The 13,961-nt window shown below is 59.4% G+C and carries 12 protein-coding genes; all 12 read left to right on the plus strand.

Annotation, left to right across the window (positions count from 1 at the left end):
• Positions 1-7: 7 nt before the first annotated feature.
• Positions 8-1,360 (plus strand): efflux RND transporter periplasmic adaptor subunit, encoded by a 1,353-nt coding sequence (locus tag GOB87_RS05140; protein WP_166313628.1) that lies wholly within the window; start codon positions 8-10, stop codon positions 1,358-1,360.
• On the plus strand, positions 1,357-2,970 hold the full coding sequence (locus GOB87_RS05145; RefSeq protein ID WP_166313484.1) for an efflux transporter outer membrane subunit: 1,614 nt from the start codon (positions 1,357-1,359) through the stop codon (positions 2,968-2,970). The genes GOB87_RS05140 and GOB87_RS05145 overlap by 4 nt, the downstream gene beginning before the upstream one ends.
• Before the next feature lie 171 nt (positions 2,971-3,141).
• Entirely contained in the window at positions 3,142-3,873 is a 732-nt protein-coding gene (gene nth / locus GOB87_RS05150) for an endonuclease III (RefSeq protein WP_166313485.1), read from the plus strand.
• 163 nt (positions 3,874-4,036) lie between these two features.
• Positions 4,037-4,987 (plus strand): tetratricopeptide repeat protein, encoded by a 951-nt coding sequence (locus tag GOB87_RS05155; protein ID WP_166313486.1) that lies wholly within the window; start codon positions 4,037-4,039, stop codon positions 4,985-4,987.
• 6 nt (positions 4,988-4,993) lie between these two features.
• Positions 4,994-5,704, plus strand: coding sequence for an LON peptidase substrate-binding domain-containing protein (locus GOB87_RS05160; RefSeq protein ID WP_166313487.1), 711 nt, complete (start codon positions 4,994-4,996; stop codon positions 5,702-5,704).
• Positions 5,705-5,756: 52 nt separating this feature from the next.
• Complete coding sequence (locus tag GOB87_RS05165) at positions 5,757-5,939, plus strand: Trm112 family protein (RefSeq protein ID WP_166313488.1); 183 nt, start codon at positions 5,757-5,759, stop codon at positions 5,937-5,939.
• Positions 5,940-5,959: 20 nt separating this feature from the next.
• Entirely contained in the window at positions 5,960-6,319 is a 360-nt protein-coding gene (locus tag GOB87_RS05170) for a hypothetical protein (protein WP_338421421.1), read from the plus strand.
• Between the two features lie 87 nt (positions 6,320-6,406).
• Positions 6,407-7,948 carry a hopanoid C-3 methylase HpnR gene (hpnR, locus tag GOB87_RS05175; RefSeq protein WP_166313489.1) on the plus strand — a complete coding sequence of 514 codons (1,542 nt, stop codon included), beginning with the start codon at positions 6,407-6,409 and terminating at the stop codon, positions 7,946-7,948.
• 313 nt (positions 7,949-8,261) lie between these two features.
• Positions 8,262-9,770, plus strand: coding sequence for an exopolysaccharide biosynthesis polyprenyl glycosylphosphotransferase (locus GOB87_RS05180; RefSeq protein ID WP_166313490.1), 1,509 nt, complete (start codon positions 8,262-8,264; stop codon positions 9,768-9,770).
• Positions 9,760-10,575 (plus strand): WecB/TagA/CpsF family glycosyltransferase, encoded by an 816-nt coding sequence (locus GOB87_RS05185; protein ID WP_166313491.1) that lies wholly within the window; start codon positions 9,760-9,762, stop codon positions 10,573-10,575. The genes GOB87_RS05180 and GOB87_RS05185 overlap by 11 nt, the downstream gene beginning before the upstream one ends.
• 42 nt (positions 10,576-10,617) lie before the next feature.
• Positions 10,618-12,801 carry a GumC family protein gene (locus GOB87_RS05190; protein ID WP_242006174.1) on the plus strand — a complete coding sequence of 728 codons (2,184 nt, stop codon included), beginning with the start codon at positions 10,618-10,620 and terminating at the stop codon, positions 12,799-12,801.
• 21 nt (positions 12,802-12,822) lie between these two features.
• Entirely contained in the window at positions 12,823-13,944 is a 1,122-nt protein-coding gene (locus GOB87_RS05195) for a glycosyltransferase family 4 protein (protein ID WP_264805387.1), read from the plus strand.
• Positions 13,945-13,961 lie beyond the last annotated feature (17 nt).

The raw sequence follows: 13,961 nt of genomic DNA on the forward strand, positions 1-13,961 counted from the left end.
CGGCGAGATGACAGAGCGTCCAGCCGCTCATGGAACCGTGGGCGGACAGGACGGGCAGCCGCCGCACAGGAGCAGTTCGCGCTTTCGGTTGATCACCACGATCGTTGTGATCGGGGCGGTTGGTCTTGCGGCATGGGGCATCATCGAGCGCAAGGCGCATTATGTGCATCTGGCGCGTCAGACCACCGAAGCGGCCATGCCGCATGTACAGGTCATCACTCCGGCACCCGGCCCGGCGCGCCGTACACTGGATCTGCCCGCCAATATCTCGGCATGGTATCTCGCGCCGATCTACGCGCAGGTCTCGGGCTACGTGAAGATGTGGTACAAGGACATCGGCGCGCAGGTCCATGCGGGCGATGTTCTGGCCGAAATCGACACACCGGGACTGGACGCGCAATACGCCGCGGCCAAGGCCAATCTCGATGTCGCCGTAGCCCGCTACAAGCTGGCGCGTATCACCGCCAAACGCTGGAAAGCGCTGGAGGGCACGCAGGCCGTTTCACAGCAGGAAGTGGATGTGCAGGCAGCCAATGCTGAGGCCGAGCAGGCGCAGGTGGAGGCCGCCCGCCATGAGATGGAGCGGTTTCAGGCGCTGGAAGGCTTCAAGCGGATCATCGCTCCTTTCGATGGCGTGGTCACGGCCCGCATGGCAGATGTGGGCGACTACGTGAACGCAGGGCGCGGTGACGTTGGCTCCCGTGGGAACGCGACGGAATTGTTCAGCGTGGCCGACACGCACGCCATGCGCGTGTTCGTCTCGGTTCCGCAGGACTATTCCGACATCATCGCGCCCGACCTCAAGGCCACGCTTTCGCTGCCGCAATTCCCATCCCGGACGTTCAAGGCGCGATATCTGGCAACGGCAAGCGCCTTCAACCCGGACACGCGCACGGTCACGACCGAGTTGATGGTGGACAATCCGACCGGCGAGTTGTGGCCGAACTCGTTCGCCATCGCGCATTTCGAGGCGGCGGGCGATCCCAACATCCTGATCCTGCCGCAGGGCGCCATCATCTTCCGCGCGGAGGGCACGGAGGTGGCTGTGGTGGATTCCACCAATCACGTTCATCTTGTGCCGGTGAAGGTGGGCACGCTTCTGGGCAAGACGCTCCAGATCCTTTCAGGTGTGAAGCCCACGGATCGGATCATCAACAACCCCTCCGCCGGTCTGCTGGATGGGGATGAGGTTCGGATCGTGAAGGGAACGCCCGGCTACAACATGCCGTCCGAACACGCAGCGAAAGCCAAGACCGGCGCGGCGCGTGATGGGCACAGCGGCGCTACTGACAATGATGATGTGCGCGCCATGCCCGAAGGAGGGAACGCCCCCGTGGCCGATCCCGGTGGTCATTCATGAAGGGCGTTCATCGCGTTCTTCATGGGGCTGCGGCGCTGTGCCTTTCCGTAGCCCTTGTCGGCTGCGACATGGCGCCGCGTTACAAACCGGCGCAGTTTGCCTTCCCGCCTGACTGGAAAGGGCAGGGCGTCATTCGCTACGGGCATCCTGATGACGCCGCTCCACGCGCGGACTGGTGGAAGGATTTCCATGATCCGCAACTGGACGCGCTGGAAGACAAGGCTCTCGCGTCCAATCCCGACCTTCAGGCAACAGCCGAATCCTTCACGCAGGCGCGGGATGTTGCGGCCCAGATAGCGGCGCATCTCTACCCGCAGATCAACGGTCAGGCGGGCGGGGAGAAATACAAATCTTCCGCGCATCGCCTGTGGCGTGGAGCGGGTTCGACCGGCCCGATGTACATGTCGTCCGAGCAGTATCAGGCGGCGGCCACGTGGGAGCCGGATTTCTGGGACGCCATCCGTAACCGCACGCGCATGGCCAAGCAGTCGGCCCAGCAGAGTGCTGCGGAATATGCCGTGGCCCGACTGTCGCTGGAATCGGAAGTGGCGCGGGATTACATCGCGCTGCGGGGCTTTGACGAACAGGATGCGGTCTATCGGGATTCGATCCGCTACTATGAACTGGCGGTCCACATCACACAGATGCGGCTGGCCGGGGCCATCTCGGCTGGGATCGACGTGTCGCGCGCTGAAGCCCAGCTTGAAGCGACGCGGGCGAAAGAGACCCAGATTCTTGCCAGTCGCGATGTGATGGAGCACGCGCTCGCTGCCCTGACGAACACCGCACCGGCCGCTTTTCACATTGCACCCCGGCAAGCGTTCGGAATGGCGGATGTGCAGCCTGCTGCGGGTCTGCCGTCCACACTGCTGGAGCGTCGTCCCGATATCGCGGCGTCCGAGCGCGCGATGGCGCAGGCCAACCGGGCCATCGGTGTGTCGCGCGCGGCGTTCTATCCGCATGTGACATTCAATGCCGCGACCGGCTTCATGGACAACGGGTTCGATCTCGCCTCTCTCTACAACTCGCTCTACCAGTTCGGCGCGCAGGCAGCGCTCCCGCTCTTTCAGGCAGGCATACGTCGCGCCGAGCTTCAACGATCATGGTCTCAGTATCGAGAGGCCGAGGATCATTATCGGTCCACGGTGTTGTCCGCCTTTCAGGAAGTGGAAGACGGTCTGACGAATGTAAATCGTCTGCGCACGGCTTCGGCGCAGGAGAAAGCGGCTGTGGACGCGGCTCTGCGAACGCAGACCATGACGATGGAACTCTATACAGGCGGTCTGACGAACTATCTCGATGTCGTGGTGGCGCAGGAAGCGGCGCTGACGGCACGGATTGCCTATGTGCAGGTCGTGACGCAGCAGAAGCAGTCGGTCGTGGAACTGGTCACAGCACTCGGGGGTGGGTGGTCGCAAACGCAACTTCCGCGCGAAAAGGATATCCGGCCCTTCAAGCCGTTGCAGTATGAGGGACTGCGTCATCCCAAGCCGGTGGGCGGCATCGATACGACGCCACATCCCTCAGATGTGGATCTGACGCGGATGCCGGCACCGTCCCTGTCGAGCACGACCACCCCAGCCGTTTCTGGAAACGTCCTCACGCGCTGATTGAGGCGCCTCAGGTTATCCACAATTTTGTGAGCACTTCCGTGGACAATCCTGTGGGGCGCGTGCGGACATCTCGGACGATGTGAGGACGCAGGCCGCCTGAAAGCGGGGATGGGATGATTTTCAGCCCCACCCTTTGACCTTGAGGCGGGCATGGAGGACAGTCCCTTCATGACCTCTTCCGCTTCTCGTGTGGACGGCGATATTCCGCGCCTTCCCAATGGCACGGCCATTGCGCCGCGTGACATGACAAAACCTGAAATCCGGCGGTTTCTCTCCGATCTGGCCCGCTCATGGCCCGATGCCGAGACAGAGCTTGTCTTCAGCACGCCTTATCAGCTTCTGGTGGCGACCGCGCTTGCCGCACAGGCGACCGATGCGTCAGTCAACAAGGTGACGCCCGCGCTGTTCAAGGCAGCGCCCGGTCCGGCGGAAATGGCGGCGCTGGGCGAGGAAAAAGTGGCGGAGTACATTCGCACCATCGGTTTGTGGCGGAACAAGGCCCGCAATCTCGTGGCGATGTCACAGGCTCTCGTGGAGCGGCATGGAGGCGAAGTGCCTGCGGACCGGGAGGCGCTGGAAGCGCTGCCGGGGGTGGGGCGCAAGACGGCCAATGTGATCCTCAACGTTGCGTTCCGGCGACCTGCCGTGCCGGTGGACACACATTGCTTTCGGCTGGCCAACCGGACGGGACTGGCACGGGGAAAGAATGTAATTGCCGTCGAGCATGCGCTGGAGGCGCGCGTTCCCAAGGACATGCTGCGGGAGTCCCATCACTGGTTGATTCTGCAGGGGCGCTATGTGTGCAAGGCGCGCCGTCCCGAATGCTGGCGGTGCGCGGCCGTGCAGGACTGTCTCTACCCCGAAAAGGAACTGATTCCGCCCCGCCGTGCCAAGGGTTAATGTTGCGCGAGAAGAGCCTCGTTCCCAATTGTAGGGAAAAGGACTCCTCTCCCGGATTGCTCCAAGAGGCGAGGCCGCAGGTTTGTATTCATGTTCCCCTGCGCTAGACCGGAGAGAGATTCCGGTTCGGTGCGGACGGGCACATAAGGCAGGATTTCAGACAATGGACTACATGATCGGCCAGAAACCTCCCGCACAGCCCGGAAGTGGGGCAGTAAGCGGTGACATCGTCATGGACGGCAGCGAAGCCAACTTTGTGCAGGCGGTGATCGAGACCAGTCGCAAGGTTCCGGTGCTCGTAGATTTCTGGGCGGACTGGTGCGGTCCCTGCAAGCAGCTTGCGCCCGTTCTGGAACGGGTGGTGAACGCGGCCAAAGGGCGGGTGCGTCTGGTCAAGATCGACATCGAAGCGAACCGCGCGCTGGCAGCGCAGCTTGTGCAGGCCGGTCTGCCGCTTCAGTCCATCCCGATGGTGGCGGCTTTCTGGAAGGGACAGATTCTGGATCTGTTTCAAGGGGCGCAACCGGAAAGCCAGATAAAGCAGTTCGTGGAGAGAGTGCTTAAGGCAGCGGGCAGTGGTGCGATGCCGAGCGCCGACATGCTGGCGGAAGCGCATGTGGCCATGGAGACGCAGCAGCCGGCGCGTGCCGCCGAGTTGTGCTCGGCCGTGCTGGAGGATGAGCCGGAGAATCCGGCGGCATGGGGCGGTCTGATTCGCGCCATGTTGGCACTCGACAACGAAGAAGCGGCAGCCGATGCGCTGGCCGATGTGCCCAAGGCGATTGCGACGCATCCCGAAGTCGAGGGAGCCCGTGCCGCTGTGGAACTCAAGCGCGAAGGTCGGCAGGTGGCGGGTGAGGCGGACGCACTGCGTCATCGCATCAAAGCCAATCCTGAGGATTTTCAGGCTCGTTACGATCTGGCCAATGCGCTCAATGTGGCCGGGCATCATGAGGAAGCGGCGAACGAGCTTCTGGCCATCATCAAGAAGGACCAGAGCTGGAACGAAGGTGCGGCGAAGCAGCTTCTGTTCAAGTTCTTCGAGGCATGGGGCCATGACGATCCGGCGACAGTGCAGGCGCGTCGTCGCCTGTCGTCTTTTCTGTTCGCCTGAGGCGAGATGAGTCTGACCCAAGCCTTTTTTGAAGATGATGTTCCGCGTCTGGTGCCCCGTCTTGCCGATGTGACGCTGGCCGATCTGCCGGCGGAGGTGGGGCTGTTTCCACTGGTGGGAACTTTACTCCTTCCGCGGGGGAAGCTGCCGCTCAACGTGTTCGAGCCGCGCTACGTCGCGCTGGTGGAGGACGCGCTGGCGGGGGAGCGGTTGATCGGCGTTATCCAGCCCTTCGGAGACGGTGAAGAGGACGAGGAGGAGACAGGGCCTCTTCCACTTTTTGAGGTGGGCACGCTGGGGCGAATCACGTCCTTTTCGGAACGGATGGACGGGACGTTTGCCATCACGCTTACGGGTATTTCCCGTTTTCGCTATCTCCGCGAGAGCGGGGAGCGGAGGGGCTATCGACGGGCGCGGATCGATGCGTCGGCCTATGCGGGCGATCTGAGCGAACTTCCTCCGGCGCCGTTCGATCGCGAGCATATGATGACCTCGTTGCGGGCATATTTTCAGCTGCGTGGGATGGGAGTGCGCTGGGAAGTGATCGATCGGCTGGAAGATGACGCGCTTCTGATTGCTCTTCCCATGATCTGTCCCTTTCCCTCACCGGAAAAACAGGCGCTTCTGGAGGCGGATACGCTGACGGATCGTGCCCGTGTGCTGCAATCGCTGCTCGATCTGTCTGATCCGACGCTGGACGATGGACCACCTTCGTGAGCATGAAGCGTCTTCCTTTTCTTCTCTCCTCCTTCTGCCGGAGCAAAGACCAATGACTTCAGCCCCCCTCGATCCGCGTCTGCTTTCCCTTCTGGTGTGTCCGGTAACGAAAGGGCCGCTGATCTACGATCGTGAGGCACAGGAACTCATCAGTGAGCGGGCAGCGCTGGCGTTCCCGATTCGCGATGGCATTCCGGTCATGCTGCCCGAGGAAGCGCGCTCTCTCGCGGGCTGAAGAGAAAGGTGGTGCCGGACGTGCGCCGTGGATCGGCGCGTGGAGTCGTGTTTGTCACCATTGCGGCGCTGGAACTGACGGCGTGCGGCATGTCGGGCACTGATCCACGCGCTGGGGACAATATCGATGTTCCGTATGAGCGCCCGGGTCGCAATTTTCCCGAAGCGGCGGAAGCTGAAGCGCGACGCGAGCGGGATGCGGATTACAGCAAGCCGCCCGGTAAGGATGTCGCGGCCGGCTATGAACCCGCGCCGCGTACGGATAATGCGCTTCCCAAGCCGGGGTCGAATGTTACTCCGGATACGGAGGTGTCCTATGGAAAAGCGTCCCCGAAGGCGGCTCATGCGCCCGAGGCCGGTACTGGCCTCGGTGGGGAATAGGTGCCATCCGGTGAAAATGGGTGACATGTGCGCCGACCCTTGTAGGTTGGGCAGTCATTTTTCGAGATCGTTTGACGGGGTAATGCAATGAAACTCCTGGCCGTGCATCCGAGCGCGCTGATGTACACAAAGGTGTTCCTGCGACTGGAGCCTTTGGGGCTCGAACTTGTCGCGGGTGCGGCGCGTGATGCGGGTCATGACGTGCGACTCATCGATCTTCAGGTCGAGACCCACAAGGACTACTGGGAGATCGTTCAGGAATTTCGCCCCGACGCCATCTGCTTCTCGGGCAATTATCTGGCAAACGTCCCCGAGATCGTGGATCTGTGCAAGGAGACCAAGCAGCGTCTTCCGGGTTGCCTGACGATTGTTGGCGGTCATTCGGTGTCTTTCATCGCCAAGGACGTTCTGACGCTTGGCGACGGGGCAATTGACTGCATCCTGCGCGGTGAGGGTGAGCCCAGCATCGGCCCGCTTCTGAACGGCTGGCAGGATGGCGACATCTCGAAGGTGCCGGGCGTGGTCACGATGGACTTCGAGGGGCCGGAGCCCGAGTTCGTCAAGAGCCTCGATAAGGTGCGTCCGGCGCGCGACCTGCTCCGTCATCGCAATAAATACTTCATCGGCACGCTGGACCCGGCGGCGTCCATCGAGTTTGCGCGTGGCTGTCCATGGGATTGCACGTTCTGCAGCGCTTGGACGTTTTATGGTCGCTCCTATCGCACGGCGAGTGCTGAGACCATTGCGGATGAACTGGAGGCGCTCAAGGAGCCGGGCATCTTCATTGTCGATGATGTGGCCTTCGTTCACGCTGAGCACGGCATGGCCATTGCGCGGGAAATCCGCAAGCGCGGCATCAAGAAGGAATATTACCTTGAGACCCGCGCGGATGTGCTGATGCGCAACAAGGAGGTCTTCAAGGAGTGGAGCGAAATCGGGCTGAGCTACATCTTCATCGGTCTTGAGGCTGTGGATGAAGAGGGGCTGAAGCAGTTCCGCAAGCGTGTATCGCTGGACAAGAATTTCGAGGCGCTGGAATACGCTCGCTCGCTGGGGTTGATGGTGGCGATCAACATCATCGCCGATCCTTCATGGAGCAAGGAGCGCTTCGAGGCGGTGCGGCAGTGGTGTCTGGAGATTCCGGACATCGTCAATATTTCGGTGACGACGCCTTATCCGGGTACCGAGATATGGCACAAGGAAGCTCGGCGCCTGACGACGCGCGATTATCGCCTGTTCGATATCCAGCATGCGGTGTTGCCGACCAAGCTTTCGCTTCCCGAGTTTTATGAAGAACTGGTGAAGACTCAGCAGGTACTCAACACCAAGCACATGGGGCTGCGGGCGCTGTGGGACACGGTGGGCATCTCGACTCGTCTGCTGATGAAAGGGCAGACGAACTTTGTGAAAATGCTCTGGAAATTCAACTCGGTTTTCAATCCCAAGCTGCAGCTTGACGACCATATGCGTCGGCCAAAATATGAGATGCCGATTCAGCCGGACGCTGTGGACAAGATCAACGCGCGTGATCTTTACGTGCATGATCCCAAGGGGCGTCGCTCCCGTGCGCTGGACGATGCCACTGAGAAGTTCGTGGACGAGACACGTATGGGGGTTGAGGCGTCCTGATCGTCTGAAAAAATGGAATTGTACCCGATGGTTGCATGACAGCCATCGAAACGCGGAGAAGCCGGGTTTCCCATCGGGGATTCCTGGTTTTTTTATGATCTGGGTTCTCGACTGGTTCGCAATTGGGCGTTTATCATGTCTTAACCAAATGTGCCGCGCGGTTCCGGGTACCGAGCGGCGGGAAGAGTGTAAAAAATCTCTTCCGTTTTGTGATGGGACGTGGCCACGTGGCCGCATCAACGAGATTCCCTTGTATGCGTGGGCAGGGAACGGACGGTGGCTGGACGCGCCGAACGTGGTGGAGAGTGTAAGCATGATCGACCGGTCTGGGGCCACCGGACATACCCACGAGGAACTGTTGGCCGAGAGCGGCCAGATGGGTCTGCTTATGCAGCCCGTGCGGCGGCAATTGCTGCAGGAACCCTATCCTTATCTTCACACTCTGCTGGCTGCGATTATTGCCTGGATGGATCTGGCAAGCGTGGCATTGGGGAGCGGGTTCGCCCATTTTCTGGAATGCCCCGCATTGACGAGGCAGATGGCAGAAGTGATAGGCGCCGCCGATCTTGTGGCGGTGCTGGTTTTCCTGCTGTTTCCCAAGAAGCGCACTTTGCTTGCTTTCCCGAAGGTGCGCCGACTGAAAGCTCAGTGTCGCTATCTCGTGACGCCCGTTTTGGCGGCAGCTTGTGCACATGCCTTTTTGTGCGTGCTGCTTGAAATGCCGGTGATCCAATCCGTGCGGTTGACGGGAATATGGTTGCTGGCGGTCATTGTGCCGCTTCTGATTGCGCGAGGGGTGTTAACTTTCTTTTTGTATCAGCCTGCCGTGATTGCCGGTTTGCGTCGCAAGATCGCCATAGTGGGAGAGGGGGATCTTGCTTCTGAACTGGCTGAGCGCATTTCGCACGATGCGGGGCACACCTATGGTCTGTTCGGTGTCTTTCCGGACAGCGAGGCTTCTGCCGATGACGCGGTGAAAGGGTCTCTTCAGACTCTGGTGGAGAGAAGTCGCCATGAATCTCTTCATGCCATTATCCTCGCTTTTCCCGAGGCAACGGTTCAGGAAGATGTAGTGCGCCGTACCTGTTTTGCCTTGCGTTCGGTAGCCTGTGATATCTATGTGACGCCGAATATGGTGACAGGCATCGATCAGGCTCTGCCGCAGGAATTTCTGGGGCCAAACACGTTGCTGGTGCTCCAGAGACGTCCACTGACGGAAACGCAAAACTTTGAAAAGCGGGTGCTGGATATCGTTCTTGGGATATTCGCCCTGATCTTTCTGTCTCCTTTCCTGATAGTGGTTGCGCTGCTCATCCGACTGGATTCACGTGGGCCTGTGTTCTTTCGTCAGCCACGTATCGGCAAGAATGGGCGGGAGTTTCTCGTCTATAAATTCCGTTCGATGTATGCGAATCAGGCTGATCTGGGTGCGGCCAAGCAAACCAGTCGGGACGATCCACGGGTTACGCGGGTGGGAAAATGGCTTCGTAAACTCAGCATCGATGAAATTCCACAGTTGTTTAATGTGCTTAAGGGCGAAATGTCGCTTGTCGGACCGCGCCCCCATGCGCCGCAGACGCGGGCTGGGGGTCTTCTTCTGGATGACGCGCTTGCAGAATATGTGCTGCGTTATCACGTAAAGCCGGGGATCACGGGCTGGGCTCAGATCAATGGAGCGCGCGGTGAACTGGTGACGCTTGAAGATCTTGAGAAGCGCGTGAATCTGGATCTCGAATACATTCGTCGCTGGTCCATTCTGTTCGATCTCAAGATCATGATTCTGACCGTGGTGAGAGAGGTATTCAGCCGCCATGCATTCTGACGACAAGGCGCAGACGTTTGCCCGTGAGGTGGATGGATATTCATTTCCTGTGGTTAACGTTATGGGGCTGCCGCTTCTCGATATTCCGCGCGAAGAGATCGTCCGGATTCTGGTCGATCTGGTAAGGGCTGGAAAAGGCGCACGCGTGATTAATGCGAATGCGCACTGCGTCACACTATCTCAGAGATTGCCATGGCTGCGGATGTTGTTTCGACAGGCGGAGATCGCTTTCTGCGATGGTGCGGGCGTGCAGCTTGCATCGCGTTTTCTGACGGGCCGCTCACTGCATCGCACGACGCCTCCCGAATGGGTCGGAAACGTTCTGGAGGCTCTGGGAAAAGAGGCTTCGGTTTTCTGGCTTGGAGGTGCGGATGGCGTGGTGCAGGAGGCGGCCGAGGCGTTTTCTGTCAAGTACGGTTGTCGGACGGCAGGCTGTCAGCACGGCTTCTTCGATGCCACGGCTGGATCGCCGGAATCGGAAGCCGTGATCGAGGCTATCGTAAAAGCACGTCCTTCGGTCCTGCTGCTTAATATGGGTATGCCGCGGCAGGAACGCTGGTTGTGGGACAACTGGAATCGGCTGCCGCCTGTCGTGGCGATTACGGCGGGGGCGCTGGTCGATCACGCTGCGGGGCGTGTCAGTCGTCCACCGATGTGGGTGGCAAACGCCGGACTGGAATGGCTTGTGCGACTAAGTCGTGAGCCGCAGCGTTTGTGGAAGCGCTATCTGCTTGGTTTGCCGCTTTTTGGGCTGTATGTGCTGCGCTGGAAACTGGGAATGCTGCTGGGAAGGAAGGCGCGTTGATGCCAATGGGAATGCAGCGTTCTCCGATGGGAGAGAGCGGAAATGTCTGATCATGCTCTGGACGTTCCCATAAACAGGATGGCGCCCTCGCCTCCACCTGAAACGGGCGCATATGTTCTGGTTCGACGCTATCTGGGAATCGGCTTGAGATATCGCAAGCTGTTCCTGGTCGTATCGCTTCTGGTTCTCGTTTTGGGAACCGCGATGGTGATGACGCTGAAACGCTCTTTCATGGCGACGGCCACGGTGGTCGTGACGACTCATATGGTCGATCCGCTAAGTCAGTCGTCAGACAGCAATACGGCGCTTGAAGACGATGAACTTGCGACACAGGCGGAACTCATGACCTCACGCGATGTCGCGGCCCGTGTGCTCAGGCAATATCCACCACCTCCATCGCCTCCGCATGGGCAGGGGTGGCGGCGTTTTCTGTGTGAACACGGGGTGCACTCAGTATGCCCCGTGGCATCGGAGGCAGCGAGCAACAGCGCCGGAGAACTCGACCGGCAGATTGATGCCCTTCTTGGGAGCGTGACGGCGGAACCTCAGCCCCATTCGCGGATTATCACCTTGAGCGTAAAGGCCGACACCGGTGAGCGTGCGGCTGCGCTGACGAATGCCCTTGTGACAAATTATCAGGCGGTTGCTCTCGCGCAGCAGCGTAGCAATCTGCAGAAAGAAGCCGACTGGCTCGATGAACGGACGGCTGCTCTTCGTGAGCGGTGGCTGGACGCTGAACGCACCACGAGTGGTTACAATGTTCAGCATGGACTGACCAACACGGAAGGTGGATCGCCGCTGGTGGAGCGGCAGATTGCCGATATGGCGACCAGTCTTGGGCAGGCCCAGAGCCGTTATGCTTCGGCGCAGGCAAAGGCCATGGCGTTGAAAGCGGCCATGCAGGCAGGCGATGCATCGGCTATGATCTCGCTTGCCGAACAGCCTCTTCTTGTTGCTGCAGCGAGTAGCCTGATGCAGGCGGAAACGCAGCGAGCCGAGAAGCTTGGATCTCTTGGTCCCAATCATCCTGATGTGCGGTCGCTGAATCAGCAGATATCTCAAGCTCGCACGACATTGAATATTGAGACACGACGAGCTCTGACCTCCATGAGTGGTGAGGTTGTGGCGGCCCGAGCAGATGTGGATGCCCTGACGGCGCAACTCAATCGTCTTCGTGGACAGTCGGCCGGTCAGAGCGGCGCGCAGGCGGAATATCGGACGCTGGAGCAGGAATCGCAAAGTGCCCGGAGTGTGTATGAGGCGTTTCTGGATCGTGCCAAACAACTGACGGATCGCGTGGCATTGCTACAGCCGCCCGTAACATTTGTTTCCCATGCGGCCGTGCCGGCAGCGCCCACGTTCCCCAACCGTAAAAAACTGATGATGGGTGTCATCGTGTTGGCGATGGTCGCCGGTGTATCGGCCATAGTCATGAAGGTGGCCTTGTCGCCAAGTTTCGTGGATATGGATGAACTGCGCAATTTTGATGGATTGCCACTTCTTGCGGTGCTGCCGCATTTCGGCCAACTGGGGAAAGGCGTAATCAATCCTGTCATGGCGCAGCCGTTTTCGCAGATAGCGGAAACAGTAAGAGGAATCTCTGCGCAATTGGCGCTGTTGCCGGGTGATCGGCGCTATGGGGAAACGGGCGTTGTGAGTCTTGTCTCGGCGGCGCCGGGCGATGGGAAAATGACACTTGCGGCGTTGCTGGGTGGCTCTTTGGATGCCTGCGGTCAGAAGACGCTCATCATCAATGTCGATCCTCGGCGGCATGACGCGCGAGAAAAGAATGTACGCGGATTTTCCGATGTGCTGGCGCGGAGGGCCATGGCGCGGGATGTCATTGAGCGTGACCCGGCTTTGGGGGTGGACGTGATGGGAGCTGGAGAGGCACGGGTTAGCGCTTTCGATGCTGCGGAAGTTCTCCAGATCCGCGATCTTCTGCGCGATCTCTCTCAAGAATATCGCATGATCTTGTTTGTCACGCCGCCATTGGCCCTTGCCTTGGACGGGTTGGTGATGGCGTCGGTTTCCGATCAGACGGTGTTTGTGTGCCGATGGGGGCGTACGTCTCGTACCATTATGGCGGCCTGTCTGGAGCGTCTGCGTGTTTATGGCGCTCGGATGGCGGGGATCGTGGTGACGGGCGCTGAAGTGAAATCTGCAAACCTGTTGGGCGGTGTTCCTCTGACGCGCAGCGAGACACACCTTCTGACCAAGCAATGAATGAGTGAAAAAGGTGCTCGCGTGAATATCGTCCATGTGGTGAGGCAGTTCAGCCCTTCGGTTGGGGGGCTGGAGGATTCTGTCCTGAATCTGGCCTTGGAGCAAAGGCGGCAATGCGGATTAAATGCGCGGGTTGTCACGCTCAATCGTGTGTTCAATCGCGAGGGCATTCTGCCGCCTCGTGATGCTGTCGAAGGTATTCCTGTGACACGTCTGCCATGGCGTGGGTCCACACGTTACCCTCTGGCCCCCTCCGTTCTGTGGCATTGTCGGGATGCGGACCTGATTCATGTCCATGCCATCGACTTTTTTTTCGATTACCTGGCGTGGACGAAGCCTCTTCATCATAAGCCGCTGATCGTCTCGACACATGGAGGGTTTTTCCACAGTGGGGCGTATTCAGAGCTTAAGAAGGTATGGTTTTCCACAATCACGCGCGCGAGCATCCGCGCGTATGCCAAAGTTGTGGCATGCAGTGAAAATGACGCGAAGCTGTTTGCGGACGTGGCGCATGGGAAACTGGTAACGATCGAGAATGGGATCAATCAGGACAAGTTTCTGGATGCGTCATCATTGCGTCCTTGTCGTACATTGATTTCTTTTGGACGGTTTTCTCCACATAAAAGGCTGGATCTTCTGTTTCCGCTTCTCGCGGCTCTTCGGAAATGTAATCCGGAATGGCGCCTTATTATTGCTGGTCGTCCGGCTGAAATTTCTGTCGCTGAATTACAGAAGCAGGCACATCATTTCGGTATGGAGAGTGCTGTTACATTTCTGGTCGAGCCTTCGGATGGTCAACTTCGTGATGCGATGAGTCAGGCTTCGTGGTTCGCAAGCCTGTCTGAACATGAAGGCTTCGGGCTTGCCGCCGTGGAAGGTATGTCGGCGGGATTGGTGCCGGTGCTCTCCACCATTCCGCCTTTCCGCCGTCTTGTGGCTCAGACGGGTGTTGGGTTGCTGAGTGAGGACGGTGATCTGGCACAAACGGCATCTCGGATGGAAGCCTTGCAGGAAGCGGGTTTGACCGGTCTTCGGAAGCAGGCGGCGCAGGGTGCGCGCATTTACGATTGGAAAGATGTCGCTGGACGCTATGTGCAGGTGTACGATGAAGTTCTGCATGACAGGGAAAGAGCCATCCCATGAATGGTGACTTCGCGTGA

Source organism: Acetobacter estunensis (assembly GCF_011516945.1).
Classification (GTDB): Bacteria; Pseudomonadota; Alphaproteobacteria; order Acetobacterales; family Acetobacteraceae; genus Acetobacter; species Acetobacter estunensis.